Source organism: Microbispora oryzae (genome assembly GCF_017896165.1).
Taxonomy (GTDB): domain Bacteria; phylum Actinomycetota; class Actinomycetes; order Streptosporangiales; family Streptosporangiaceae; genus Microbispora; species Microbispora oryzae.
In genome coordinates this window covers 133,831-158,495 of record NZ_JAFCNB010000001.1, presented here as the reverse complement: position 1 = coordinate 158,495, position 24,665 = coordinate 133,831, and the positions used below count along the sequence as shown (strand labels likewise).

Here is a 24,665-nt window from a genome sequence, read left to right as displayed (position 1 = left end):
CCAGGCTGCCCGAACGCCGCGTCCCGTCCAAGGGCGCGACCACCACGGTCACGGCGTGCTAGCACCACCGTGGTCGGACAGGTACATCAGCACCGCCATCACCCGCCGGTTAACGTCCGGTTCCGTGCCCAGCCCGAGCTTGGCGAACAGCGTGTTGATGTGCTTCTCCACGGCCCGCTCGGTGAGGAAGAGCGCCGACCCCACGGCGGCGTTGCTCTTTCCCTGCGCGATCTGCCCCAGCACCTCGCGTTCGCGTGTGGTCAGCCGGGCCAGCGGCGACGACCGGGCGTGCGCGGTGTCGGCCACCAGGGCCTCTACCACGGCAGGGTCGATCACGGAGCCGCCCCGCGCCACCGTCCGCACCGCCTCGATCAGCTGGTGCGGGTCGCTCATCCGCTCCTTCAGCAGGTACGCCCGGCCGCTGCTCCCACCGGCCAGCAGCGGCGTCGCGTACGCGGGCTCGGCGTACTGGGACAGGACGACGACGCCGACCCGCGGCCGCGACGCGCGCAGCGCGGTCGCCGCCCTGATCCCCTCGTCGGACGACAGCGGCGGCATCCTGATGTCGGTCACCACCACGTCGGGGTCGTGCTCGTCCACCGCCGCCATGAGCTGGGGGAGATCGGCGCAGGTCGCGACCACCCGCAGGTCGGGCTGCAGGTCGAGGACCCGCCGCACGCCCTCGCGCACGAGCATCGAGTCCTCAGCGATCACGATTCTGATGGGCACCGGTCCCCTCCATGCGCAGCCACGTGAGCACCGCGAGGACGCGGCGGTTGTCGTCGGGGGTCTGGCCCAGGTCCAGCTTGTTCAGCACCGCCGCGATGTGCGCCTCGACCGTCTTCGCGCCGAGGAACAGTGTCCGCGCGATCGCCGCGTTGGACCTGCCCTCGGCCATCAGGCGCAGCACGTCGCGCTCGCGCGGGGTGAGACGGCCGGCGCGCGTCTCGGCCCGGCGCAGCTCGAACAGCTGCCCCACGATCTCGGGGTCGACCGCGACGCCGCCGGCCGCCACCCGCTCCAGCGCGTCGCGCAGCGCGGCCGCGTCGTCGACGCGGTCCTTCAGCAGATAGCCGACGCCGCGCGGGCTCGCTTCGAGCAGCCGCGCCGCGAAAGCGCCCTCGGCGTACGTCGACAGGACGAGCACGCCGAGGGCGGGGTACCGCTTCTTCAGTTCCACGGCCGCCACCAGCCCCTCGTCGGTGAAGGTGGGCGGCATCCGGACGTCGAGGACGGCGGCGTCCGCCGGCTGCGACTCCAGGACGGACGCCAGTTCCGCGGTGTCGGCGGCCTGCGCCACGACGGTGACGCCGACGTGGCCGAGCAGGAGGGCCAGCCCCTTGCGGAACAGGGCCGAGTCGTCGCAGATCACCACGCGCATGGGAGCCAGTGTGGCACGGCCGGCGGGTATCGGTCCCGGCCTCCGCGGCGGGCGGCCGGGCCCGTCAGACGTTCACCGAGACGGGCAGCGTGTAGCCCTGGCGGCAGGTGTCGCCGAGCACCTTGCTGTCGCATCCCTTGACCCAGAACGTGTAGGTCGAGGCGTAGCCGTTGCTGTTGGTCACCCCACGCGGCGGGAGGTGGGTCACCTTCCCACTGGTGCGCGAGCCGGCCTTGACCGTGTACGTGGGATACATGAGGGCCATGGAGGACGGCATGTTCTGGGTGGGGTTCGCGGTCCAGTAGACCCGCCAGTAGTCGTAGTTGAACGGGTTGGTGGGGCCCCAGCGGAACACCGCCTTGCCGTTGGCCGCGTACGCGGCGACGATCATCCTGGTCCCCTGGTCGGGGGACCAGGCGATCTGGCCGTTGGCGAAGCGCTGCTTGCGCCCGTTCGCGTTCGGCAGGCTGTACTCGGCGGCGGTGGGGCAGCCGAAGACGCCGTTCGCGCCGCCCATGGTGGTCCAGTAGTCGCCGATCAGGCCGTACGGCTTGATGGAGCACGTGGCGGCCTGCGCCGGCGAGGCGGCCGGGAGGAGGGCGGCGAGGGCGGCCGCGCCGAGGACGAGGGCGCCGGCGGTGCGGGACTTGCTGTGGGACTTGGTGCGGGGCTCGGTGCGGGGCTCGGTGCGGGGCTTGCTGAGAGTCATCGTGGTCTCCTTCGTCGTTTTCGATGGATCCACGATGCGCCGGAGGGCCCGCCTGCCACATCCTGGCCAGCCCTCCGCCGATCTCAGGGATTTCCCTGCCGGTGACGGCGGGGTCCGCCGCTGTGGTGGCGCGCGGCGGCGGCGTGCACCACAGGCGCGGCGCGCACGGTGTGGGTGGCGTGGGTGGCGTGGCTGGCTGTGTTCGTGCGGGTGGCGGCCGTGTGAGCTGTGTTCGCATGGCCGGCGTTCGAGTGCGCGGTGTTCGAGTGCGCCGTGTTCGCGCGAGCCGGACTCGTGCCGGCCGTGGCTGTTCGGGCCGTGTTTGTTCGGGCCGTGTTTGTGTGGGCCGTGTTTGTGTGGGCCGTGTCTGTCTGGGCCGTGTTTGTCTGGGAGGTCTGGTCCGTGTGCTCCCCGTCTGTCTGGGCCCCGCCCGCCTGGTCCCCGCTCGCCTTCCTTTTCCGGTCCTGTTTCTCCTTCTCCCGCTTCTTCTTCTCCTTCTCCAGGGCCTCCTTCAGGCCCGGAGTGAAGCCGCCGCCGAACCGCGCCATGTCGGGCGGGACGAAGCCGTACGCCGGGACGCGCCGCAGGGCGGCCCGCATCGAGTCCACCCAGATCGGGCCTGGCAGCGACGCGCCCTGCACGGCCCCGTAGTAGCGGCCGCCGATGGTCACGCCGGTCAGCGGGTAGCGGTAGGAGCCGCGGATGTCGCCGAGGCTGACGGCGGCGGCCAGAGCGGGCGTGTACCCGGCGAACCAGGCCGAGGTGTAGCCGTTGTTCGTGCCGGTCTTGCCGGCCGCCGGCCGCCCTATCGACTGCCCTCGCATCGTGCCCTTGGTGAACACGCCGGACAGCACGTGGCTCACCGCGTCGGCGACGGCGGGCTCGATCGCCTCCGCGCAGACGGGGGGCACCTCGGTGCGGGTGCCGTCCCGCTCGACGATCGCCGTGATGGCCATGGGCCGGCAGTACCGGCCGCGGGCGGCGAACGCCGCGAACGCCGCGGCCACGGTGGTCGGGTCCATCTCGTTGGCGCCGAGCGTGAACGTGGGCACCACCCGCAGCGGTGTGCCGTCCGCCCGCCGGATGCCGAGCGCCTTGGCCGTCTTCACCACGTTGCAGAGCCCGACCTGCCGCTCCAGTTGCATGAAGAAGATGTTGACCGACTTCCAGGTGCCGAGTTCCAGGCTGTACGGCCCGCCGCCGCCCTCGCCTCCGGCGTTGCGGATCCGGGTGCCGGGGTCGTTGACGGGGGTGCCGGAACAGTCGCGGAAGCCGCTCGACGGCACGAACACGCCGGGGATCCGGAAGCCGTCGCCGAAGCGCATGCCCTGCGCGAGGGCGGTCGCGAGCGTGAACGCCTTGAACGTCGACCCGGCCTGCAGGCCGAGACCGCCGCCGTGCGCCTGGTCGGCCGGCAGGTTGTAGGTGGTGTTCGGCCCGTTGGCCCGGTTGTGCGGATTGCGGCCGTAGTGCTTGCTGGCGGCCATGGCCCTGATGCGTCCCGTACCCGGTTCGATCATGGTCTCGGCGGCCACCTGATGATCGCGGGGGCTCACCCGCGCCGCGATCGCCCGCTCGGCCGCCCGCTGGTCGGCCAGATCCACGGTGGTCCAGATCGTGAGGCCGCCGCGCTGCAGGCGGCGCTGGCGGGCGGCCGCGGTGTATCCGAAGGCCGGGTTGGTCAGCACCTCGTGCTCGACGTACGAGCAGAAGAAGGGGTAGGCGCTGTCGCCGCAGCCGCCCGGCTCCGCCTTCATCCGAAGCCCCAGGGGCCGCTTGGCCCCGTCCCGCGCCTCGCCCTGGTCGATCAGTTTGAGCTGGGCCATCCGGTCGAGCACCAGGTTGCGGCGGGCCAGCAACCGGTCGCGCTGCGGCGCGCCGATCGAGGGATCGGTCTCGTACGGCGTGCGCACCGCTCCGGCCAGGGTGGCCGACTGGACGAGATCGAGGTCGGCCGCGTCGACGCCGAAGAACCGCTGGGCCGCCGACTGGACGCCGAAGGCGCCCGCCCCGAAGTAGGCGATGTTGAGGTAGCGCTCCAGGATCTGGTCCTTGGTGTACTTCTTCTCCAGCGCCAGCGCGTAGCGCAACTCGTCGAGTTTGCGGCGCATGCTGCGGACCCGCGCCCGCGCCCGCTCCTGGTCCGACTCCGCCTGGGTGACCATGATGTTCTTGACGAGCTGCTGGCTGATGGACGAGCCGCCCTGGCGGATCCCGCCCGCCCGGGTGTTCTCGATCAGCGCCCGCAGCGTGCCCCGGAGGTCGATGCCGCCGTGCTCGTAGAACCGGGAGTCCTCGATCGCGACGATGGCCTGCCGCATGACCGGGGCCACCTCGCCCAGCGGCACGGACTGCCGGTTCTGGTAGTAGAACCTGGCGATCTGCCTGCCGTCGCGGTCGAGCAGCCGGGTCATCTCGGGGAGCTGGTCGTCGCGGGGCGGCGGCGGCAGGTGGGTGAACGTCGCGGCCGCCCCTTTCGCGGCCAGGCCGGCCCCACTCACGACGGGCAGGGCCAGGCCGGCGACCAGCAGCCCTCCGGCGGCGCCGCACACGCACAGCGCGGCGGCGGCGCTGAGGAGACGAGAGGTCACGGAGTTATCAGTGCGACCCCTGGGGCGTTTCCAAACGCACAGCCCCGAAAGCTTTACGTTAGCCTGTTGATCTTAAGGCCGAGCGAGGTGAACTGCTCGTACGGACGGTGGTATCCGCGCTCGATGTGGTTGACCCCGCGCAGGGTCGAGGTGCCCTCGGCCACGGCCGCGGCCAGCACGGCGGAGAAGCCCGCCCGGATGTCCGGGAGGGTGACGTCCGCGCCGCGCAGGTTCGACACGCCCCGCACGACCGCCGAGTGCTTGGCGTTGGTGTCGTGGTAGCGGCAGGCCGGCCCGCCCAGGCACTGGGCGAAGACCTCGATCTCGCAGCCCATCTTCTGCAGCGCCGGCACGTAGACCAGCCGGTTCTCGAAGACCGTCTCGTGCAGCACCGACATGCCCTCCGCCCGGGTGAACAGCACCATGAGCGGCGTCTGCCAGTCGGTCATGAACCCGGGGTGGGTGTCGGTCTGCACGGCGGCGGCCCGCAGGCCGTCGGGGGCCGAGGCGGTCAGCCAGTCGTCGGTGATCTCGAACCGCGCGCCCATCCTGGCCAGGGTGGTGATCGCGGTGACCAGCCGGTCCTGCGGGCAGCCGTGCACCCGCACCTCGCCGCCCGTCACCAGGCCCGCGACGAGGTAGGAGAACGCCTCGATGCGGTCGCCCGCCAGCCACGTCGACGCCCCGTGCAGGCGCTCCACGCCCTCGATGACGATGCGCCGGTCCGGGCTGAGCTCGATCATCGCGCCCATCCGCTGGAGGAACAGGGCGAGCTCGACGACCTCGGGCTCCATCGCGGCGCCCTTGATGACGGTCTTGCCCTCCGCGAGGACGGCCGTCATCAGGATGGTCTCGGTGGCGCCGACGCTGGGGTAGGGCAGCGTGATGCGGCTACCGCGCAGCCGGCTCGCCTTGGCGGTGATGCCGTTGTCGCCGACCTCGATCTCGGCGCCCATCGACCGCAGCGCCTCCACGTGGAAGTTGACCGGCCGCCGTCCGATGGGGTCGCCGCCGACCAGCGGCACGAACGCCTCGCCCGCCAGGTGGAGCAGCGGGCCGAGCATGAGGATCGGGATCCGGTTGAGCCCGGTGTACTCCTCCGGGACGCGCGGCCTGATCTCCGATCCGCGCTCGACGGTGATCTCACCCGGAGTGATCTCCACGTGGATGCCGAGGGCCTCCAGCATGGCCGCCGTGATGCCGACCTCACCCACCTCGGGCGCGTTGTGCAGCGTGCTGGGCCCGGTGCCGAGCATGGCCGCGACCATGTGCTTCGACACCGCGTTCTTCGATCCCCGGACCTCGACGTCCCCCCGCAGCGGGCCCGACGGGTCGATCTGCCATACCTCTTCAGTCACGCTTTCTCCCTGACAGCGGCTCGTGGGAGCAAGAGTAACGGTGCGGGGCCTGATCACCGTGTGGGTACCATCGGGACGGTGCGGCACTTGAGGGTCAATCCGGCGACGATCGCCCTGACCGTTCTCGCCTCCGCCCTGCTGGGAGTGGTGGCCGGTTTCGTCTGGGCCGCGCTGGCGCCCGCCACGCGGTACGTGCTCGTGGACGGGGGCCCGCAGCCTGCCGACCCCGAGACGCAGACGCTCATCGCGGCCGACGGCTGGTTCGCCGTCGTCACCGGGGCCGCCGGCCTGCTCTGCGCCGCGGTGGCCTACCTGCTCGCGCGCCGCCGTCCCGTGGAGGCCCTGACCGGCCTGACCGCCGGCGGCCTGCTCGCCGCGTACGTCGCCCTTCTGGTCGGCGGCACGGTCAAGGGCGTCGTACGGGCGTCCGCGCCGGGCGGGCTGACCACGACGACGTCGCTCGGCGTGACCGCCCACGGTGTGCTGCTGGCCTGGCCGCTGCTGGCGACCGCCCTCTTCTGGCTGATCGAGTTCCTCGTGACCTACCAGCGGCGCGCCGACCCGGCGGCCTGATCAGGCCGGTTTCGTCCGCCAGAAGCCGGTGGCCTGCTCGAAGGCGTGCCCGAGCCGCAGGACGTCCATATCGGCCCAGGGGCGGCCGACGATCTGCACTCCCACCGGCAGCCCGGCGGAGGTGAAGCCGCAGGGCACCGACATGGCGGGGGAGTGGGTCACGGTCAGCCAGTAGCACGAGCGCATCCAGGCGAGGTAGTCGGGCATCGGCACCCCCGCCACCTCGGTGACGTACGGCTGCTCGACCGGGAACGGCGGCACCTGGCTGACCGGGGCGAGCAGGAAGTCGTGCTCCAGGAAGAAGGCGCGCATCAGGTGGAAGAGCCACGAGCGGATCCGCTCGGCCCGCGCCAGGTCGGCGCCGGTGACCTTCCGCCCCTCCGCCACGTTCCAGGTGACGTTGGGGCCGGTCCCGCGCTCGGCGCCGAAGCGGAGCGCGTAGTACCACGCGCGGTAGATCCGGAAGGCGTCCTCGGCCGCCGACAGGTTCAGGTCGGTCTCCTCGACCTTGGCGCCGAGACCGGCCAGGACGCGCGCCGCCTCCGCGGTGAGCCGGGCGGTCTCCGGGTCGACCGGCAGCCCGCCGAGGCTGGGGCTGAACCCGATCCGCACCTCGGACAGGTCGAGGTGGAGGGGCGCGGCGAAGGCCGATCCGTCCTCCCTGATCGAGTACGGCGAGCCCGGATGGAACCCGGAGATCGCGGACATGAAGAGGGCCAGATCGGCCGACGTGCGGGCCATCGGCCCCGGCACCGGCATGGTGAACCAGGCCGTCTCGATCGTCTCGGACGGCACCCGCCCCGGGGTGGGCCGCAGCCCCGCCACGTTGCAGAACGACGCGGGATTGCGCAGGGAGCCGCCCATGTCGGACCCGCCGGCCAGCGGCACCATCCGGGTCGCGAGCGCCGCCGCGGCCCCGCCGCTGCTGCCGCCGGCGCTCCGCGACAGGTCGTAGGGGTTGCGGGTGGCCCCGAACACCTCGTTGACCGTGTGGGATCCGGTGCCGAACTCGGGGGTGTTGGTCTTGCCGACGGTGATGCCGCCGGCCTCCCTGATCCGCTGCACGAGGACGTCGTCGTCCTCGGGGACGTGGTCCGCGTACTGCGCCGAGCCGTACGTCGTGCGGATGCCGGCCGTGTCGACCAGGTCCTTGTGGGCCACCGGCAGGCCGTGCAGCGGGCCGCGCCACCGGCCGCGCGCCAGGTCGGCGTCGGCCCGTCTCGCCTCGTCGAGCGCCAGGTCGGGCACCAGCGTCACGATCGCGTTGACCCGGCCGTTCGCGTCCTCGATCCGCCGCAGGCACGACTCGGTCAGCTCAACAGCGCTCACCTCGCGGGCCCGCAGCAGGACCGACATCTCGGTGGCGGTGAGGTCGGCCAGTTCGTCGCTCATCCCTAACGTCCCCTCCTCGGTCGCCGCTCCCGATCCGAGTCTCGGCCGCGCGCGCCTCACGGGCGACGGCGAATGTCGACAGGCTCAGACCCTGGCGATGGGGGCCGTCGCCGCCTGGGTGAGCCGGATCAGGACGTCCGGCGCGGTCTCGATCTGCAGCCCGCGGCGGCCGGCCGAGAAGTAGACCGTCTCGAAGCCGAGGGCCGACTCGTCCACCACCGTGGGCAGCCGCTTGCGCTGCCCCAGCGGGCTGATGCCCCCCACCACGTAGCCGGTGACGCGCTCGACCTTGGCGGCGTCGGCCATCGCGGCCCGCTTGCCCTTCAGCGCGGCGGCGAACGCCTTCAGGTCGAGCTTGCCCGCGACCGGCACCACCGCGACCGCGAGGCCCGTCTCGGTCTCCGCGACGAGCGTCTTGAAGATCCGCTCGTACGGCACGCCGAGGGCGTCGGCCGCCTCCTCGCCGTACGCCTGGGAGTTGGGGTCGTGGTCGTAGGGGTGGAGGGCGAACTCCGCCTTCGCCTGGGCGAGGGCGACCGTCGCCGGGGTGCCCTGCCCGCCCTTGCTCTTGGTCTTGCTCACGCCGCTCAGCCTAACGGCGCCGGTGCGGCCGTTCCGGCCGGTCACGGAGAGGTAAAAGTCGCCCCCCGCCTTTTCCTGAACTCCCAAAAGAGGACAATAGGGTTTTATCCGGTCTTTATCGATCATGGGGCCGGAGGAAAGGGCTGTCGATGAGGGCGGTGGGGGACGTCGCCAGGGGACAGGCCAGCCTGTTCGCCGGACTGGTGGCGTGTGTCGCGTTCAGGCCCGAGGGGCTGAGCGCCAACAACGGCATGAGTTACTACGGGGTGCACTGGGAGACGGTCGCGCCCTACGCGGCGGGCCTCACCGGGGCCGCGCTGTTCATGCACCGGGCGCTGCGCCGCACCGCCCGGGGAACGCCGGGCCCGGTGCTGGTGCGGCGCCTGGCCGACTGGTTCGTGGTGCTGCTCGCCGGGATCGTCCTCACGCCGTACACGCTGGGCGGCGCCGTCGACTGGGCTCATCGGGGGCTCGGGGCCGCCCTGTTCGTGCTGCAGCTGCTGCTGGGCGCCCGCCTCGTGGCGTGGGCGCACGGAGATCCGCTCTCCGTCGTGCTCCTGCTGGTGCAGCTCGGCGGGGGCGTGCTCGCGGCCGTCTACGTGCTGCAGGCCAACGGGCTGCTGATCCAGGGCGAGGTCACGTTCCAGCTCGGATTCGGGCTGCTCCTGATCAGGACGCTCCCGCGCGTCGCGCCCCGCCCGGCGGGCGCGGCGGCCGGACCCGACATCGGGATCAGCCCGGCCCGGTGCTGAACCCGCGCGCTTTTCAGGAGCAACCCTCAGTAAGGCCCTCCAGAAGAGCCTCAGGGGGAGACGACCTCGGCCCCGGCCTCGGCCAGCGCGGTGGCGAGCGGGGGCGGGGGAGCGGCATCGGTGATCAGCCCGGCCACGCCGTCCAGGCCGCACACCCGGTGGGCGGCGACCCGGCCGTGCTTGGTCGCGTCCGCGAGGACGTACGTCCGCTCCGTGTTGGCGATGATCACCCGCTTGGTCGCGACCTCGTCGAGGAAATGATCGGTGAACCCGGCGCGCGCGTCCACCCCGCCGGATCCTAGGAACGCGACGTCGGCCCGCAGGTCAGTGAAGAAGCCCAGCGTGCAGGCGTTGGAGACGGCGAGGTCGCCCCGTCGCACGCGGCCGCCCGCCACGAGCACCTCCACCCCCGCGCGGCCGGCGAGCTCGGCGGCCACCAGCAGTGAGCACGTCGCCACCACCCCCCGGAACGCCGCGGGCAGGGCGCGGGCGGCGTGCACCGCCGTCGTCCCGACGTCGATCACGACGGTCTGGCCGGGCCGCACCAGCCCCGCGGCGAGCGCGGCGATGACCGACTTGGCGTCGGTCTGCGCGGTCGAGCGCTCCAGATAGGACGACTCCTGCCCGGTGCCGGAGGGGGCCGCGACGGCGCCGCCGTGCACCCGGACGACGAGCGCGCGCCGTTCCAGCAGGGCCAGGTCCCGGCGCGCGGTCTCCCGCGACACGCCGAGCCGGCGCGCGAGGTCGTCGGTGCGGACCGTGCCGGACCGTGACAGCGCTTCGAGGATCCGCTGCTGGCGCTGGGCTGGGAGCACGGCGACTTCCTCCGACCGAGTGTGACCGATGACGCCCGAGAGCGTGGATCAGTGACCGGAATCCTGTCAAGCTGGGGCGACACGCGATGCGGCCGGAGACGATCGCGCACGTCGGAGCGCCGGGCGGCGCGGGCGGGCCGGGAGTCACGGGCGGCGGACGCACGGTGCGGGCCCCCGGCCGTCCGTAGACTGGGACGGTGATTTCCCGTATCGACCTGCGCGGGTCCCTTCCGGAGGACCTGCGCGACGTGCTGCCCCGCGCCGAGCTCGACGTCGAGGCCGCCCTGGAGAGGGTGCGGCCGATCTGCGCGGAGGTCCGCCATCGCGGCGCCGCGGCCGTACGGGAGCTGACGGCGCGGTTCGACGGCGTCGAGCTGGAGACCTCCCGGGTGCCCGCGGACGCGATCGAGCGGGCGCTCGGCACGCTCGACCCCGCCGTGCGGGCGGCCCTGGAGGAGTCGATCCGGCGGGCCCGGCTGGTCCACCGCGACCAGCGGCGCACCGACACCACGACCCGGGTCGTGCCCGGCGGCACGGTCACCGAGCGCTGGGTGCCGGTCGACCGGGTCGGGCTCTACGTGCCGGGCGGCCGCGCCGTCTATCCCTCCAGCGTGGTCATGAACGTCGTCCCGGCCCAGGAGGCGGGCGTGCCGTCGCTGGCGGTCACCTCGCCCGCGCAGAAGGAGTTCGGCGGGCTGCCGCACCCGACGATCCTCGCCGCCTGCGCGCTCCTCGGCGTGCACGAGGTCTACGCCGTGGGAGGCGCCCAGGCCGTGGCCATGTTCGCCTACGGCACCGAGGAGTGCCCCCGGGCGACGATGGTGACGGGCCCCGGCAACATCTGGGTCGCCGCGGCGAAGCGCCTGCTCAAGGGCCTCATCGGCATCGACTCCGAGGCCGGCCCGACCGAGATCGCGATCCTCGCGGACGAGACCGCTGAGCCCTCCCACGTCGCCGCCGACCTGATCAGCCAGGCGGAGCACGACGTGATCGCGGCCGCCGTGCTCGTCACCACCAGCCCCGAGCTGGCCGACGCGGTCGAGAAGGAGCTGCCCGGTCAGGTCGCCGCCACCCGCCACTCGGAGCGGATCACCCAGGCCCTCGGCGGCCGGCAGTCCGGCATCGTGCTCGTCTCCTCGCTGGACGACGGGCTGCGCGTGGTGGACGCGTACGCGGCCGAGCACCTGGAGATCCAGACGGCCGACGCCCACGCCGTGGCCGCCCGGGTCCGCAACGCCGGGGCGATCTTCGTGGGGCCGTACGCGCCGGTCTCGCTGGGCGACTACATGGCCGGTTCCAACCACGTGCTGCCGACCGGCGGGTGTGCCTGTCACTCCTCCGGACTGTCCGTGCAGACGTTCCTGCGCGGCATCCACGTGGTCGACTACAGCAGGGAGGCGCTGGCCGAGGCCGCGCCCCTGGTCTGCGCCCTCGCCGACGCCGAGGACCTGCCCGCCCACGGCGCCGCCGTCCGCGCCCGGTTCGATTGGGAAGTGCCCGCATGACGACGCTCGACGACCTGCCGATCCGCGACGGCCTGCGCGGCAAGCAGCCGTACGGCGCGCCGCAGCTGAACGTGCCCGTGCAGCTCAACACCAACGAGAACCCCTACCCGCCGTCGGACGCGCTGATCGACGACCTCGCCCGGGCCGTGCGGCACGGCGCCGCGACGCTCAACCGCTACCCCGACAGGGACGCGGTCGACCTGCGCAAGGACCTCGCCGACTATCTCGGCCACGGCCTGACCGGCCGCCAGCTGTGGGCGGCCAACGGCTCCAACGAGATCATCCAGCAGATCCTCCAAGCGTTCGGCGGCCCGGATCGTTCGGCCCTCGGGTTCGAGCCGTCGTACTCGATGCACCCGATCATCGCGGGGGGCACGAACACCCGCTGGATCTCCGGCGCCCGCGATGAGAACTTCGCGATCGACGTCGCCGCGGCCGTCCGGACGATCGAGGAGCACCGGCCCGACGTGGTGTTCCTGACCTCGCCGAACAACCCGACCGGCACCGCCCTGCCGCTGGAGGTCATCGAGCGGATCGTCGCGGCCGCCCCCGGCATGGTCGTGGTCGACGAGGCGTACGCCGAGTTCGCCCGGACGGGCACGCCCTCGGCGCTGAGCCTGCTGCCCGGCAACCCCCGGCTGATCGTCACCCGCACCATGTCGAAGGCCTTCGCCATGGCCGGGACCCGGCTCGGCTACCTCGCCGCCGACCCGGCCGTCGTGGACGCGATGCTGCTGGTCCGCCTGCCGTACCATCTGTCGACGCTGACCCAGGCCGCGGCCCGGGTCGCGCTCGCGCACCGCGAGGAACTGCTCGGCACGGTGGACGCGCTGCGCGCCGAGCGTGACGCGACGGTGACATGGCTACGGCAACGTGGCCTGTCGGCCGCTGACTCCGACGCCAACTTCGTGCTATTCGGTAGCTTTCCGGATCGGCGCGCGGTGTGGGACGGCCTGCTGGAGCGCGGCGTACTGATCAGGGAGACCGGTCCCGCGGGGTGGCTCCGCGTGTCGATCGGCACACCGGACGAGATGGCGGCCTTCCGCGCCGCCCTGGAAGGGGTCCTCGGATGACCGACACGCAGCCCGCGGCCCGCCGCGGCCGCGTCGAGCGGACCACGAAGGAGACGTCGGTGCTGGTCGAGGTCGGCCTCGACGGCACCGGCGTGGTCGACGTCTCGACCGGCGTCGGGTTCTACGACCACATGCTGAACCAGCTCGGCAAGCACGGGCTGTTCGACCTGACGGTGAAGACCGAGGGCGACCTGCACATCGACGCCCACCACACGATCGAGGACACCTCGATCGCCCTGGGCGCCGCGTTCCGCGAGGCCCTGGGCGACAAGTCGGGCATCAGGCGGTTCGGCAGCGCGTCCTGCCCGCTCGACGAGGCCCTGGCCCAGGTCACGGTCGACCTGTCCGGCCGGCCCTACCTGGTGCACACCGAGCCCGAGGGCATGGCCCCGATGATCGGGCCCGACTACGACACGACCATGACCAGGCACATCCTGGAGTCGTTCGTCGCGCAGGCGGCCGTCTGCCTGCACGTGCACGTGCCGTACGGGCGCAACGCCCACCACATCGTCGAGGCGCAGTTCAAGGCGTTGGCGAGGGCGCTGCGCGAGGCGAGCGAACGCGATCCCCGGGCGAGCGGCGTGCCCAGCACCAAGGGCGTACTGTGATGACGCTCGCCTCGGGTGGAATGATCTTCATTGGTCTGTTCCTGATCGGCGGGGTGATCTCCGGCATCCGGCAGGGGCTGCGGCTCATGGCCGCGCTGGCCGGGGTCGGGGCGGCACTGGCGATCACCGCGGGGGTGATGTGGTGGCAGTAGGCAGGCGGGTCGTCATCCTCGACTACGGCTCGGGCAACCTGCGCTCGGCCGAGCGCGCGCTGGCCCGCGTGGGCGCCGACGTGACCGTGACCGCCGACTTCGACGCCGCCCTCGACGCCGAGGGCCTGGTGGTGCCAGGCGTGGGCGCGTTCGCCGCGTGCATGGCGGGCCTGCGGAGCGTGCGCGGCGACCAGATCATCGGCCGGCGGCTGTCCGGCGGGCGCCCGGTGCTCGGCATCTGCGTCGGCATGCAGATCCTTTTCGACAAGGGCGTGGAGCACGGCGTGCACACCCAGGGCTGCGCCGAGTGGCCGGGAACGGTCGAGCGGCTCGACGCCCCGGTCCTGCCCCACATGGGGTGGAACACGGTCCGGGCGGCCGAGGGCAGCGTGCTGTTCCACGACCTCGACCCCGGCACCCGCTTCTACTTCGTCCACTCCTACGGCGTACGCCACTGGGCGCTCGAGGCGGGCCCCGGCTTCGCCGAGCCGCTCGTGACCTGGGCCGAACACGGTGTGCCGTTCGTGGCCGCGGCCGAGAACGGGCCGCTGGCCGCCACCCAGTTCCACCCGGAGAAGTCCGGCGACGCGGGCGCCGTCCTGCTGTCCAACTGGTTGAGCACCCTGTGACCATGCGGGCGGGCCGGGAGGCCGGATGAGCAAGGAACGGGCGCGACGGCGGGCCGAACGCGAGGCGGAGCGCGCGCGCCAGGCGGCGGCCAGGGCCGAGCGTGAGGCCAGGGCGGCGCGGCGGCGTGAGCTGCGCGGCCGGGTCGCCGGCACGGTGACCGCCGTGCTGCCGCGTCCGATCCGGGTCGCCCGCCAGCGCGGCGTCCTCGCCCGCCGGCGCCGGACGGAGAACGCCGTCCTCGCCGTGCTGTGGTTCCTCGTCCAGGTGCTCGCCTGGATCCTGCTCGGCTCCTGGATCGCCCGGCTGGGCGTCTTCCTTGTGTCGATCCTGCTCGTCCCGGTGCTCGTCACCATCCTTTTTGACCGGAGGTCCTGACCAAATGTCGCTCGTTTTGCTCCCGGCCGTCGATGTCGCGGACGGGCAGGCGGTCCGTCTCGTGCAAGGAGAGGCGGGGACGGAGACGTCGTACGGGGACCCGCTCGCCGCGGCGCTCGCCTGGCAGGAGGCCGGCGCGGAATGGATCCACCTGGTCGACCTCGACGCCGCCTTCGGCCGGGGCGGCAACCGTGAACTGCTGGCCTCCGTCGTCGCCGCCCTCGACGTGCAGGTCGAGCTGTCCGGCGGCATCCGGGACGACGCGTCCCTGGAGGCCGCCCTGGCCACCGGCTGCCGCCGGGTCAACATCGGCACGGCCGCGCTGGAGGATCCCGCCTGGTGCGCCAAGGCCATCGCCGAGTACGGCGACCGCATCGCCGTCGGCCTCGACGTACGGGGCACCACGCTGGCCGCCCGCGGCTGGACCAAGGACGGCGGCGACCTGTGGGAGGTGCTCGACCGGCTGGAGTCGGAGGGCTGCCCGCGCTACGTGGTGACCGACGTGACCAAGGACGGCACGCTCCGCGGGCCCAACCTCGATTTGCTCCGCCAGGTCTGCGCCAGGACCGACCGGCCGGTCGTCGCCAGCGGCGGCGTCTCCTCGCTGGACGACCTGCGGGCCCTGGCGACGCTGGTCCCCGAGGGAGTCGAGGGGGCCATCGTCGGCAAGGCGCTGTACGCCCAGGCGTTCACGCTCCAGGAGGCTCTCACGGCGGTGAGCCGCGGATGAGCGGCGGCGACATGCCGGCGGGCCGCATCTCGTCCGGAGGCCCCTGGGAGGACCGCTACGGCTACGCCCGCGCCGTGGTGGCCGGGCCGCACGTCCTCGTGTCCGGCTGCACCGCCACCGTCGGGGGTGAGGTCCAGCACGTGGGGGACGCCTACAACCAGACGCTGACCGCGTTCTCCATCGCGATGGACGCCGTGGAGAAGGCCGGCGGCACGATCTCCGACGTCGTGCGCACCCGGCTCTACGTGGTGAACGCCGACGACTTCGACGCGGTCGGGCGCGCGCACGGCGAGTTCTTCGGCCGGGTGCGGCCCGCCTGCACGAGCATTCAGGTCGCCGGCCTCATCGACGAGCGCATGCTGGTCGAGGTGGAGGTCGAGGCGTACCGGCCGGGAGGTACCGCCGATGCGGGCAGCTGACCGGGGCCGCGCGGCCCGTGCGGCCCGTGCGGCCCGCGCGAGGGAGGTGACACGATGACGGTCGCGGTACGGGTGATCCCCTGCCTGGACGTCGACGCCGGGCGGGTGGTCAAGGGGGTCAACTTCGAGAACCTCCGCGACGCCGGCGACCCGGTCGAGCTGGCCCGGCGCTACGACGCCGAGGGCGCGGACGAGCTGACGTTCCTCGACATCACGGCCTCGTCGGGCGAGCGGGAGACCATGCTCGACGTGGTCCGCCGGACGGCCGAGCAGGTCTTCATCCCGCTGACGGTCGGCGGGGGAGTACGGACCGTCGACGACGTGGACCGGCTGCTGCGCGCGGGCGCCGACAAGGTCGGGGTCAACACCGCCGCCATCGCCCGGCCGGAGTTCCTCACCGAGGCCGCCCGCAGGTTCGGCTCCCAGTGCGTCGTGCTGTCGGTGGACGCGCGGCGGGTGGCCGACGGGCCGCCCACGCCGTCCGGGTTCGAGGTCACCACGCACGGCGGGCGGCGCGGCACGGGGATCGACGCCGTCGAGTGGGCCCGCCGCGGCGAGGAGCTCGGCGTCGGCGAGATCCTGCTGAACTCGATGGACGGCGACGGCACCAAATCGGGCTACGACCTGGAGATGCTCCGGGCCGTCCGGGCGGCCGTGACCGTCCCGGTGATCGCCTCGGGCGGCGCCGGCCGGCTGGAGGACTTCCCACCGGCGGTGGAGGCCGGCGCCGATGCCGTCCTGGCGGCGTCGGTGTTCCACTTCGGCCAGCTCACGATCCCCGAAGTGAAGGAGACCCTGCGGGCGGCCGGTCACCCGGTCCGTTGACCGGCCACCGGCCGCCCGCGCTCATCCGATCGATCGACGGATGAGAAGGGAGATCAGTCGGACGAGCTTTCCGCGCTGCTCTCCTGCGAGGTGCCGCCGGACTGGCTCTGGCTCTGGCCGTCCTCGTGGCTCCACTCCGGGCTCTCCGTGCCCGGGCTCTCGGTGCCCTCGCTCTCCGTGCTTTCGCTCTCGGGGGCCTCGCTCTCTTCGGCCTGGTAGACGTCGTCCATGGGCTGGACCGCCGCCGAGAGGTTGGCGGTGTACGGGCGAGGACGCGGGGTGCTTGACTGGCCCTGGCCCGATTGGACGGCCATCAGGCCGAAGGCGGTGACGACGGCGAGGCCCAGCATGCTCGGAACGCGCTTCGCGGGCATAGGTGTCTCCTATCCGATCCGTGGCCGCGAGTCCGCGGCGATCGGGATTGGCCTTTCCATGCTCGTGCGCCCCTTTCCCGGCCGTCCAGCCGGATCGACCAGATGCGGGCGCAGTGGCTCGCGATTCGATTCCCTCGGATTCGGTGGTCTTGCCGGTGGACCCTACGGCGAGGGCGGCCGCTGCCCCCGCGCATACCGCCGCCATACCAACGGGATCGGATCCGCGGCTCGCTAGGGTGGGCGATGATCGCATTCACCCCCCGAGGAGGCGCAGTGCCGCACGCCACTCCGTCCGACGCTCCGTTCGACGAGACGGAACCGACGTCCCTGGAGGAGGTCCGGGAGCGCATCGACGCGATCGACGCGGGGCTCACCGCGCTACTCGCCGACCGGCAGCGGCTCGTGCGGGCCGCCGCGGCCTTCAAGAAGGACGAGGACGCCGTACGGGCGCCCGCACGGGTGGAGCGGGTCGTGGCCGCGGCCCGGGAGCGGGCCGCCGGCGCCGGGCTGTCTCCCGCCGTGGCGGAGGCGGTGTGGCGGGCCATGATCGGAGCGTTCGTCGAGTTCGAGCTCGCCGAGCACCGCCGGACCGGGGCCGAGAACGAGGACGGGGACGGGGCCGAGAACGGGGCCGGGGCCGAGAACGAGGACGGGGCCGAGAACGAGGACGGGGCCGAGAACGAGGACGGGGCCGAGAACGGGGCCGGGGACGGCACGTCCTGACCGGCCGGTTGATCAGCGGCGGCTCGACTCCCTGATCACCAGTTCGGGCTGGAACATGATCTGCTGATGGACATGCCGGCCCGGGTTGTCGCATTCGTCGAGCAGCAGCCGGGCGGCGAGCCGGCCGAGCTGATGGGTGGGCTGGCGCACCGAGGTGATCGTCACGGCGGAGGCGGCGGCGAAGTCGATGTCGTCGTAGCCGACGACCGCCACGTCGTCCGGCACCCGCACGCCGACCCGCAGCAGGCCGCGCAGCAGGCCGAGCGCCAGCAGGTCGTTCGCGCAGAACACGGCCTCGGGAAGCGGTCCCGCCGCGAGGATCTCCTCGGCCGCCCGCTGGCCGCAGCGCGCGTTCATCATGGGCATCGTCAGCACGCGCAGCGCCGTCTCGGGGTCGAGGCCCGCCTGCCGCATCGCGCGGCGGGTGCCCTGCAGCCGCTCCGCGCACTGCCGGATGGACGAAGGCCCGCCCACGTACGCGATCGTGCGTGCCCCGCCCGCCAGCAGATGATCGGCCGCGATCGTGCCTCCGGCCACGTCGTCGACCGCGACGGAGCATCGGTCGGGCAGGTGCGCCGGGTGATCGACGAGGACGACGTGGATGCCGCGGGCGCGGATCCGGTCGAGCGGCTCGGGGTGCGTGCCGGACGGAGTGATCAGCAGGCCGCGCACCCGTTGCTCCGCCAGCACCAGGAGGTTGCGTTCCTCCTTGGCCGGGTCTCCCGCTGAGTTGCCGAACAGGACCGCGTATCCGGAGTCACTCGCGACCTCCTCGACGCCGGCCGCGACGTCGGTGAAGAAGGGGTTGCCGATGTCGATCACGGACAGCCCGATGGTCCGGCTGTGTCCCGCGCGCAGGGACGAGGCGGAGCCGTGCCGGACGAAACCCAGCTCCCGCACCGCGCGTTCGACCCGCTCCCTGGTCGCCGCGGCGACCTTCTCGGGACGGTTCAGCACGTTCGAGACCGTGCCGGGCGACACGCCCGCACGTGTCGCGACTTCTCTGATGCTGACCGTGGTCACGACATGGATTAAATCCGAGGGCTGCCGCAGGTGTCACGCGGGGGTGGCCCGACGGCGGGCCCGACTCGCTGTTGGCGGACGCCGGTCGGGGGGAGGAGGCGACGATTGGGGGAGACGTGGCGTTTGTGGGAGACGCCCCGGTTCGGGGAGTCGTCTGCCACGCACCTGTCGGCCGGAGGCCGGGGTACCGCCGGAGAGACCCGGCGGAGGGCCCGCCGGGAAGCCCGGCGGACTAACGGCCGGCCCACCGCGACGGCGGGGTGGGCGGCCGATCAGGCGCCGCGATCCCGGGGGAGAGGCTCCGGGCGGCGGGGCGCCTTCGGAAGGTAACTGCCGTCACCTCACCTCAGTACTGAGGTGAAGAACGTGGCCAACCGGCTGGCTCCCGTGTTGACCGTGTCGAACACGCCCTTCACAGCGCCGGCGGCAGCCTGCGGCTGGTTGTAGAGGTAGAAGATCACGAACGCGATGGCCGCGTACGTTAGAACCTTCTTGACCTGCATTGGGGGGCCTCCTGCGGTCGGTTTCCCGGTTGTTTGTACCCGGCGACAGGAATGATCATAACTAGCCGCAAGGCCATGAGCCCGTTCCACCCCTCAGGTGTCCGCGGCGTGTCCCGGCCCTTCCGATCTCTCCCGGCGGGCCCTCAGTTGGAGACGAGCGAGGTGAAGAAGGCGGACAGGCGTTCCGCGCCGGTCGTGATGCCGCCGAACACGTTCCGAACGGCCGCCGCGGCGTTCGTCGGCTGCGTGAAAAGATAGAAGATCACGAACGCGACGGCCACATAGGTCAGCACCTTTTTGGCGTTCATCGGGGGCTCCAAACCTGTGATGCTGTCCCCATGCTGCCCCATGACGCGATCGTTATGGGGCATTTCCGGGAGATCGAGAAGACAGGAACGGGGCCGTCCGTAACACCGGGACGCCACGCCACATCACGCGATCGACAAGGTGATCACCACGGGCCGATCACACGCCCAGGTGAGCCTCCCGCAGGCGCTCGACCGACTCCTCGTCGCCGTCGTAGCCGACGCGGGCGTGCTCCTGACGGCCGAACGAGAACAGCAGCAGCTCGGAGGGCGTCCCGGTCACCACCACGGCGGGTTCGGCCTTCTTGCCCGCGGCCTTCGCGCCGCCGGTGTGGCGCAACACCACGCCGACGGGGGAGCGGCGCAGGAAGAGAGGGGCGCCGCGGCGCAGCCGCCGCCAGAACAGCTCCTCCAGGCCCTCCGGAAGGGGCCGGGGCTCCCAGTCGGGCTGGGCGCGCCGGACGTCCTCGTGGTGGACGAACAGTTCGATCGTGTTGACCGCCGCGTCGACGCCGGGGATGAGGCCGTACGGGGTCCATCGCGGGGGGCCCTGCCGGACCAGGCGGACCAGCTCGGGGTAGGAGTGGTCGCGCTTGAGCTGCTCCTGGACCGTTCGCGTGTGACCGGCCAGCAACGGGAGCGCGATCCCCGCGGCGGCCGTGAGGCGGCGCTCGCGCAGGACGAGGTGGGCGGCGAGATCCTCGGTCGCCCAGCCCTCACAGAGCGTCGGCGCTCCGGGGCCGAGGTTGTCCAGCAGGTCGCAGAGCGCGGCGCGCTCGGCGCGGGCATACGTCACGTGATCAGCCTATGCCGACCGGCACCCGGACGGCGCCGCGGTCCCGGCCGGGGACGGCCCGTCGCCGGAATAAAACGGTTGATCGAAATGATAGGCAATGACTAGGACTAAAGGCGGGGTTCCCTCTGGACCCCCCGGCCGATCCGCCGGCCCCGCCCCGCCGGGTAACGTCCATCGGAACATCCCCATGACGAGAGGAACGCCGCGCGTGCCAGCCCAGGAGTCTCCCGCCGGGGACAGCCGTTCGGTCATGGTCCGGGGTTTTCAGGTCATCGGCGTGGCGATCAGATCGGAACCGTGGATCTTCACCGCCGCCGTACTCGCCAGCGCGCTCTACGGAGGGATGACCGTCGGGGCGTCCTGGGCGCTGGGCTGGGCGACCGACAACGCCCTGCTGCCCGCGTTCCGCGACGGGCGGACGGCCGCGGGCACCCTGACCGCCGCGGCCCTGCTCATCGTCGGCACCGCCGTCCTGAAGGCGGCCGGGATCATGGGACGGCGCATCCTCGCGGGCATCCTGCAGTACCGGATGCAGGCCCATTCCCGCCGCGCGGTCACCCGGCAGTACCTCCGGCTGCCCCTCGCGTGGCACCACCGCCACCCCACCGGGCAGCTGCTCTCGAACGCCAACTCCGACGTGGAGGCCGCCTGGGCCCCGCTCGCGCCGCTCCCCATGGCCGTGGGCGTGATCGTGATGCTGGTGACGGCCGCGGTGGCGATCGTCCTGGTCGATCCGATCCTCGCCGTGGTCGGCTTCCTGATCTTCCCCGCCGTGGCCGTGCTCAACCTGGTCTACCAACGCCGGCTGTCGCCCCTGGCCATGCGCGCGCAGCAACTGCGCGCCGAGGTCAGCGAGATCGCGCACGAGAGCTTCGACGGCGCGCTGGTGATCAAGACGCTGGGCCGGGAGGACGCCGAGGCCGCCCGCTTCCAGGCGCGCGCGGACGCGTTGCGCGACGCCAACATCGCGGTCGGCCGGGTGCGCGGGCTGTTCGATCCCCTGCTGGAGGCGCTGCCGACGCTCGGCGTGCTCGCGGTGCTGCTGGTCGGCTCGGTGCGCCTGGAGTCGGGCGGCGTCGCGGCCGGTGATCTGATCCAGGTCGCGTACCTGTTCACGCTGCTCTCGTTCCCCATCCGCGCGCTCGGCTGGGTGCTGGCCGAACTGCCGCGCAGCGTCGTCGGCTGGACGCGGGTGCAGGACGTGCTGTCCGCGACCGGGTCGATGGAGTACGGCTCCCGCAATCCGGAGGGAACGGGACCCGCGAGGATCGACGTCGAGGGCGCCGGGTACGGATACGTTCCCGGAGCTCCGGTGCTGCGGGACGTCACGTTCACGATCGCCCCCGGCCGGACGGTCGCGATCGTGGGGCAGACCGGCTCGGGCAAGTCGACGCTCACCCAGCTGCTGGCCCGGCTGATCGACCCCGACACCGGAGTGGTCCGGCTCGACGGGGCCGACATGCGAACCCTCGCGAAGGGCGCCGTCAGCGCCTCGGTGGCTCTCGTCCCGCAGCAGACGTTCCTGTTCGACGACAGCGTCCGGGACAACATCGCGCTCGGGCTCGACGTGCCGGACGAGCGGATCTGGGAGGCCCTGCGGCTGGCGCAGGCGGACGGCTTCGTCAGCGGGCTGCAGGCCGGGCTCGACACCCACGTCGGCGAACGCGGAGCCACCCTGTCGGGCGGCCAGCGGCAGCGGATCGCGCTCGCCCGCGCCCTCGTCCGCCGGCCCCGCCTGCTCATCCTCGACGACGCCACCTCCAGCGTCGACGCGCAGGTGGAGAAGCGGATCCTGCACGGTCTGCGCGACGGCGCCGGGGACTCGACCGTGATCGTCGTCGCGTACCGGATGGCGACGATCGCGCTGGCCGACGAGGTCGTCTACCTGGAGCAGGGCGTGGTCGCCGACCACGGCCCGCACGAGCGGTTGCTGGACCGCTGCCGGGGCTACCGGGACCTGGTGACCGCCTACGAGCGGGAGGAGGCCGAGCGGGCCGCGCTCGAGGCGGACGAGGACGAGGACGAGGACGAGGAGATCGTGGCGTGACCGCCGCAACAGAGGAAACGGACACGACGGAGACGGCGGCCGATCGCACCGCCCCCGGGCTGAGGGCGGCCGAGCGCACCGCCCTGGAGACGTTCAGGCACGGGGTGCGCCTTTCACCGGAGTTCCGCCGGGGGCTCGCCGGCACGCTGGTCCTGGCCGTGCTGGCGACGCTCGGCAAGGTCATCGTGCCGGTCGCGGTGCAACAGGTGATCGACCGGGGGCTGCGCGGCGACGTCCCGGACATTCCGTTCATCCGGAACGCCGTCGTGCTGTGCGCCCTCGCCGTGCTGCTCACCGCGCTGTGCGGCTACCTGATGAACGTCCGGCTGTACCGGTCGACGGAGTCGGGCCTGGCCACGCTGCGCGGCAAGGGATTCCGGCACGTGCACGACCTGTCGGTGCTGAGCCAGAACAGCGAGCGGCGCGGCGCGCTCGTCTCGCGCGTCACCGGCGACGTCGACCAGATCAGCGCCTTCATGCAGTGGGGCGGCATGGTCGTCATCGTCGCCTGCGGCCAGCTCCTGGTCGCCACCACCCTGATGGCCGTCTACTCGTGGCAGCTCACACTGATCGTCTGGGGCTGCTTCCTGCCGGTGATCATCGCCCTGCCCCGCTTCCAGAAGCTCGTGGCCGGGGCGTACATCAGGGTCCGCGAGCGGGCCGGCGAGATGCTCGCCGCGGTCAGCGAGTCGGTCGTCGGCAGCGCGGTGATCCGCGCCCACGCGACGGAGGACCGCACGGCCGAGCGGATCGACCGGGCGGTCGACGCGCAGCGGGCGGCGCAGACCCGGGCACAGAAGATCGTCGGGTTCACGTTCCCCATCACCGAACTGGTCGCCGCCGTCGCCATCGCCCTGGTCGTGGTGGCCGGGGTCGTGCTCGGCGTCGGCGGGTCGATCAGCGCCGGGCGGCTCATCGCGTTCCTCTTCCTGATCACGCTTTTCATCAGCCCGCTGCAGACGGCCACCGAGGTGCTCAACGAGGCGCAGAACGCCATCGCGGGCTGGCGGCGCATCCTCGGAGTGCTCGACACGCCGGCCGACGTCGCCGACCCGGTGGACGGCTCCACGCTGCCGCGCGGCCCGATCTCGGTCACGTTCGAGGACGTCGGGTTCGCCTATCCGGGCGGTCCTCCGGTCCTGCGCGAGGTGTCCGTCGACATCCCGCCGCGGACGCGGGTGGCCGTGGTGGGGGAGACCGGGTCGGGCAAGACGACGTTCGCGAAGCTGCTGACCCGCCTCATGGACCCGAGCTCGGGCCGCATCCTGGTGGACGGCGTCGACCTGCGCCGGGTGCGGTTCTCCTCCCTGCGGGAGCGCGTCGTCATGGTGCCCCAGGACGGATTCCTCTTCGACGCGTCGCTTGAGGACAACGTCCGGTTCGGCCGGCCGTCGGCCACCCGCGCCGACGTGGAGCGGGCGCTGACCGAGCTGGGGCTCGCGGACTGGCTGGAGGGTCTGCCCGCCGGCCTGGACACGCCCGTCGGCCAGCGCGGCGAGTCGTTGTCGGCGGGGGAGCGGCAGCTCGTCGCCCTCGCCCGCGCCTACCTCGCCGACCCCGACCTGCTCCTGCTCGACGAGGCGACCTCCGCCGTCGACCCGGCCACCGAGGTCAGGCTCGCGCGGGCGCTCGAAGGCGTGACCCGCGGCCGTACGGCCGTGTCGATCGCCCACCGCCTGTCCACCGCCCAGGCGGCCGACGAGGTCCTCGTCTTCCAGCACGGCCGCATCGTCCAGCGTGGCCCGCACTCCGTCCTCGTGGCGGAGCCGGGGGTGTACGCCGACCTGTACGCCTCGTGGACGGCCGGCGTCACTTCGTAGGGCAGGCCCCGATAGAGGGTCCTGAGCCTCGCGTTCCGCCTTTCCGCGGCCGCGAGTGCCCGATCAGGCCGGGTGGAGTGCCGGCCTGATCGGGTGGTCGTCCCGGTATCTCGGTCGCGGTCTGTAGCGCATCGAACGCGTGAGTGCGCTGAGGGCGTCTCCGCGTCGGCGGTTCGCGACTCCGGCACCACCCGCTTCCGGTGATGTCGAAGGCGTTGGATGGTCTCCCAGCCTCTTCTCGATTTCGAACAGGCTTGCGGTTTGCTGGTCGCGTTCTGTAGCGTTGCAGTTACGTGGCGGGTTGATGGTGGGGAGGGGGTGTCTAGGTGCCGGTGTTCCATGACCCTGTCGTCGACGGCTGTGGTGCCGCCGCCTACGGTGATCGCCCAGCCTCGGCCCGGCTGGCGTCGGCCCCGTCAGACCCTGACCAGTCCAGCTCGGCCCAGTCGGGCTCTGGTCGGTCGGCTGCCGACCGGGGTCTCCGACCGGGCGGTTCCGGGTCAGATGGTTTCGGGTCAGATGGTTTCGGGTCAGGTGGTTTCGGGTCAGGTGGTTTCGGGTCAGGTGGTTTCGGGTCGGACGTCCGCAGGTCGGGTGATTCCCG

General features: G+C 72.4%; 27 protein-coding genes. 14 read left to right on the top strand and 13 right to left on the bottom strand.

The features are described 5' to 3' along the window. Positions 1-48: 48 nt before the first annotated feature. From JOL79_RS00720 to murA, 5 genes are all read right to left on the bottom strand, one after another. Complete coding sequence (locus JOL79_RS00720) at positions 49-729, bottom strand: response regulator transcription factor (RefSeq protein ID WP_307848212.1); 681 nt, start codon at positions 727-729, stop codon at positions 49-51. Further along, the gene (locus tag JOL79_RS00715) at positions 704-1,381 is read right to left on the bottom strand and encodes a response regulator transcription factor (protein ID WP_210153628.1); all 678 of its coding nucleotides are present in this window, start codon (positions 1,379-1,381) and stop codon (positions 704-706) included. Before JOL79_RS00715 ends, JOL79_RS00720 begins: the two co-directional genes overlap by 26 nt. A gap of 64 nt (positions 1,382-1,445) precedes the next feature. Further along, positions 1,446-2,090, bottom strand: coding sequence for an LGFP repeat-containing protein (locus tag JOL79_RS00710; protein ID WP_210153627.1), 645 nt, complete (start codon positions 2,088-2,090; stop codon positions 1,446-1,448). Positions 2,091-2,173: 83 nt separating this feature from the next. Then, a complete protein-coding gene (locus JOL79_RS00705) occupies positions 2,174-4,681 on the bottom strand; it encodes a transglycosylase domain-containing protein (RefSeq protein WP_210153626.1) in 2,508 nt (835 codons plus the stop codon). 53 nt (positions 4,682-4,734) lie between these two features. Then, positions 4,735-6,039 carry a UDP-N-acetylglucosamine 1-carboxyvinyltransferase gene (gene murA / locus JOL79_RS00700; protein WP_210153625.1) on the bottom strand — a complete coding sequence of 435 codons (1,305 nt, stop codon included), beginning with the start codon at positions 6,037-6,039 and terminating at the stop codon, positions 4,735-4,737. A 78-nt stretch (positions 6,040-6,117) separates the two neighbouring features. Here murA and JOL79_RS00695 point away from each other — a divergent pair, with 78 nt between their 5' ends. Continuing rightward, the gene (locus JOL79_RS00695) at positions 6,118-6,612 is read left to right on the top strand and encodes a hypothetical protein (protein WP_210153624.1); all 495 of its coding nucleotides are present in this window, start codon (positions 6,118-6,120) and stop codon (positions 6,610-6,612) included. On the opposite strand, the gene JOL79_RS00690 is transcribed toward JOL79_RS00695, so the two are convergent. Together JOL79_RS00690 and ybaK are read right to left on the bottom strand one after the other, a co-directional pair. Beyond that, positions 6,613-8,004, bottom strand: a complete 1,392-nt coding sequence (locus JOL79_RS00690; protein WP_210153623.1) for an amidase — start codon at positions 8,002-8,004, stop codon at positions 6,613-6,615. A gap of 84 nt (positions 8,005-8,088) precedes the next feature. Beyond that, positions 8,089-8,586 (bottom strand): Cys-tRNA(Pro) deacylase, encoded by a 498-nt coding sequence (gene ybaK, locus JOL79_RS00685; protein WP_307848211.1) that lies wholly within the window; start codon positions 8,584-8,586, stop codon positions 8,089-8,091. Between the two features lie 149 nt (positions 8,587-8,735). Here ybaK and JOL79_RS00680 point away from each other — a divergent pair, with 149 nt between their 5' ends. Continuing rightward, the gene (locus JOL79_RS00680) at positions 8,736-9,338 is read left to right on the top strand and encodes a hypothetical protein (RefSeq protein WP_210153621.1); all 603 of its coding nucleotides are present in this window, start codon (positions 8,736-8,738) and stop codon (positions 9,336-9,338) included. A 50-nt stretch (positions 9,339-9,388) separates the two neighbouring features. On the opposite strand, the gene JOL79_RS00675 is transcribed toward JOL79_RS00680, so the two are convergent. Continuing rightward, positions 9,389-10,153 (bottom strand): DeoR/GlpR family DNA-binding transcription regulator, encoded by a 765-nt coding sequence (locus JOL79_RS00675; protein WP_210153620.1) that lies wholly within the window; start codon positions 10,151-10,153, stop codon positions 9,389-9,391. Between the two features lie 197 nt (positions 10,154-10,350). Here JOL79_RS00675 and hisD point away from each other — a divergent pair, with 197 nt between their 5' ends. The 9 genes from hisD to hisF are packed head-to-tail and all read left to right on the top strand — an operon-like array spanning position 10,351 to position 16,470. After that, entirely contained in the window at positions 10,351-11,658 is a 1,308-nt protein-coding gene (gene hisD, locus JOL79_RS00670; protein WP_210153619.1) for a histidinol dehydrogenase, read from the top strand. Then, a complete protein-coding gene (locus tag JOL79_RS00665) occupies positions 11,655-12,731 on the top strand; it encodes a histidinol-phosphate transaminase (protein WP_210153618.1) in 1,077 nt (358 codons plus the stop codon). The genes hisD and JOL79_RS00665 overlap by 4 nt, the downstream gene beginning before the upstream one ends. Beyond that, complete coding sequence (gene hisB, locus JOL79_RS00660; protein WP_210153617.1) at positions 12,728-13,339, top strand: imidazoleglycerol-phosphate dehydratase HisB; 612 nt, start codon at positions 12,728-12,730, stop codon at positions 13,337-13,339. The genes JOL79_RS00665 and hisB overlap by 4 nt, the downstream gene beginning before the upstream one ends. A 20-nt stretch (positions 13,340-13,359) precedes the next feature. Next, positions 13,360-13,491 (top strand): CG2302 family histidine operon protein, encoded by a 132-nt coding sequence (locus tag JOL79_RS34815; protein ID WP_269143688.1) that lies wholly within the window; start codon positions 13,360-13,362, stop codon positions 13,489-13,491. Beyond that, a complete protein-coding gene (gene hisH, locus JOL79_RS00655; protein ID WP_210153616.1) occupies positions 13,482-14,120 on the top strand; it encodes an imidazole glycerol phosphate synthase subunit HisH in 639 nt (212 codons plus the stop codon). Before JOL79_RS34815 ends, hisH begins: the two co-directional genes overlap by 10 nt. Before the next feature lie 25 nt (positions 14,121-14,145). After that, positions 14,146-14,496: a hypothetical protein gene (locus JOL79_RS00650; protein WP_210153615.1), complete on the top strand. Its 351-nt coding sequence runs from the start codon at positions 14,146-14,148 to the stop codon at positions 14,494-14,496. A gap of 4 nt (positions 14,497-14,500) precedes the next feature. Next, complete coding sequence (gene priA, locus JOL79_RS00645) at positions 14,501-15,226, top strand: bifunctional 1-(5-phosphoribosyl)-5-((5-phosphoribosylamino)methylideneamino)imidazole-4-carboxamide isomerase/phosphoribosylanthranilate isomerase PriA (protein ID WP_210153614.1); 726 nt, start codon at positions 14,501-14,503, stop codon at positions 15,224-15,226. Next, complete coding sequence (locus tag JOL79_RS00640) at positions 15,223-15,645, top strand: RidA family protein (RefSeq protein ID WP_210153613.1); 423 nt, start codon at positions 15,223-15,225, stop codon at positions 15,643-15,645. The genes priA and JOL79_RS00640 overlap by 4 nt, the downstream gene beginning before the upstream one ends. Before the next feature lie 54 nt (positions 15,646-15,699). Beyond that, the gene (gene hisF / locus JOL79_RS00635; protein WP_210153612.1) at positions 15,700-16,470 is read left to right on the top strand and encodes an imidazole glycerol phosphate synthase subunit HisF; all 771 of its coding nucleotides are present in this window, start codon (positions 15,700-15,702) and stop codon (positions 16,468-16,470) included. Between the two features lie 53 nt (positions 16,471-16,523). Here the strand turns inward: hisF and JOL79_RS00630 are convergent, their stop codons facing one another. Further along, a complete protein-coding gene (locus JOL79_RS00630; protein ID WP_210153611.1) occupies positions 16,524-16,844 on the bottom strand; it encodes a hypothetical protein in 321 nt (106 codons plus the stop codon). Positions 16,845-17,117: 273 nt separating this feature from the next. Here JOL79_RS00630 and JOL79_RS00625 point away from each other — a divergent pair, with 273 nt between their 5' ends. Then, the gene (locus JOL79_RS00625; RefSeq protein WP_307848210.1) at positions 17,118-17,567 is read left to right on the top strand and encodes a chorismate mutase; all 450 of its coding nucleotides are present in this window, start codon (positions 17,118-17,120) and stop codon (positions 17,565-17,567) included. 12 nt (positions 17,568-17,579) lie between these two features. On the opposite strand, the gene JOL79_RS00620 is transcribed toward JOL79_RS00625, so the two are convergent. From JOL79_RS00620 to JOL79_RS00605, 4 genes are all read right to left on the bottom strand, one after another. Next, positions 17,580-18,590: a substrate-binding domain-containing protein gene (locus JOL79_RS00620; RefSeq protein WP_210153609.1), complete on the bottom strand. Its 1,011-nt coding sequence runs from the start codon at positions 18,588-18,590 to the stop codon at positions 17,580-17,582. A gap of 341 nt (positions 18,591-18,931) precedes the next feature. Next, positions 18,932-19,093 carry a hypothetical protein gene (locus JOL79_RS00615; protein WP_210153608.1) on the bottom strand — a complete coding sequence of 54 codons (162 nt, stop codon included), beginning with the start codon at positions 19,091-19,093 and terminating at the stop codon, positions 18,932-18,934. A gap of 143 nt (positions 19,094-19,236) precedes the next feature. Further along, complete coding sequence (locus JOL79_RS00610) at positions 19,237-19,401, bottom strand: hypothetical protein (RefSeq protein WP_210153607.1); 165 nt, start codon at positions 19,399-19,401, stop codon at positions 19,237-19,239. Positions 19,402-19,558: 157 nt separating this feature from the next. Then, positions 19,559-20,194, bottom strand: a complete 636-nt coding sequence (locus JOL79_RS00605) for a TIGR03085 family metal-binding protein (RefSeq protein ID WP_210153606.1) — start codon at positions 20,192-20,194, stop codon at positions 19,559-19,561. A gap of 250 nt (positions 20,195-20,444) precedes the next feature. On the opposite strand from JOL79_RS00605, the gene JOL79_RS00600 reads away from it, so the two are divergent. Both JOL79_RS00600 and JOL79_RS00595 read left to right on the top strand, forming a co-directional pair. Next, complete coding sequence (locus JOL79_RS00600) at positions 20,445-22,241, top strand: ABC transporter ATP-binding protein (RefSeq protein WP_230984066.1); 1,797 nt, start codon at positions 20,445-20,447, stop codon at positions 22,239-22,241. Then, positions 22,238-24,061, top strand: coding sequence for an ABC transporter ATP-binding protein (locus JOL79_RS00595; protein WP_210153604.1), 1,824 nt, complete (start codon positions 22,238-22,240; stop codon positions 24,059-24,061). The genes JOL79_RS00600 and JOL79_RS00595 overlap by 4 nt, the downstream gene beginning before the upstream one ends. Positions 24,062-24,665: the final 604 nt, after the last annotated feature.

Coding starts and splice junctions, on each gene's coding strand:
- JOL79_RS00715 (WP_210153628.1), bottom strand. CDS start 1,381: ATGCGCGTGGTGATCTGCGACGACTCGGCCCTGTTCCGCAAGGGGCTG.
- JOL79_RS00710 (WP_210153627.1), bottom strand. CDS start 2,090: ATGACTCTCAGCAAGCCCCGCACCGAGCCCCGCACCGAGCCCCGCACC.
- JOL79_RS00690 (WP_210153623.1), bottom strand. CDS start 8,004: ATGAGCGACGAACTGGCCGACCTCACCGCCACCGAGATGTCGGTCCTG.
- JOL79_RS00680 (WP_210153621.1), top strand. CDS start 8,736: ATGAGGGCGGTGGGGGACGTCGCCAGGGGACAGGCCAGCCTGTTCGCC.
- JOL79_RS00665 (WP_210153618.1), top strand. CDS start 11,655: ATGACGACGCTCGACGACCTGCCGATCCGCGACGGCCTGCGCGGCAAG.
- hisB (WP_210153617.1), top strand. CDS start 12,728: ATGACCGACACGCAGCCCGCGGCCCGCCGCGGCCGCGTCGAGCGGACC.
- JOL79_RS34815 (WP_269143688.1), top strand. CDS start 13,360: ATGATCTTCATTGGTCTGTTCCTGATCGGCGGGGTGATCTCCGGCATC.
- JOL79_RS00650 (WP_210153615.1), top strand. CDS start 14,146: ATGAGCAAGGAACGGGCGCGACGGCGGGCCGAACGCGAGGCGGAGCGC.
- priA (WP_210153614.1), top strand. CDS start 14,501: ATGTCGCTCGTTTTGCTCCCGGCCGTCGATGTCGCGGACGGGCAGGCG.
- JOL79_RS00640 (WP_210153613.1), top strand. CDS start 15,223: ATGAGCGGCGGCGACATGCCGGCGGGCCGCATCTCGTCCGGAGGCCCC.
- hisF (WP_210153612.1), top strand. CDS start 15,700: ATGACGGTCGCGGTACGGGTGATCCCCTGCCTGGACGTCGACGCCGGG.
- JOL79_RS00630 (WP_210153611.1), bottom strand. CDS start 16,844: ATGCCCGCGAAGCGCGTTCCGAGCATGCTGGGCCTCGCCGTCGTCACC.
- JOL79_RS00615 (WP_210153608.1), bottom strand. CDS start 19,093: ATGCAGGTCAAGAAGGTTCTAACGTACGCGGCCATCGCGTTCGTGATC.
- JOL79_RS00610 (WP_210153607.1), bottom strand. CDS start 19,401: ATGAACGCCAAAAAGGTGCTGACCTATGTGGCCGTCGCGTTCGTGATC.
- JOL79_RS00600 (WP_230984066.1), top strand. CDS start 20,445: ATGGTCCGGGGTTTTCAGGTCATCGGCGTGGCGATCAGATCGGAACCG.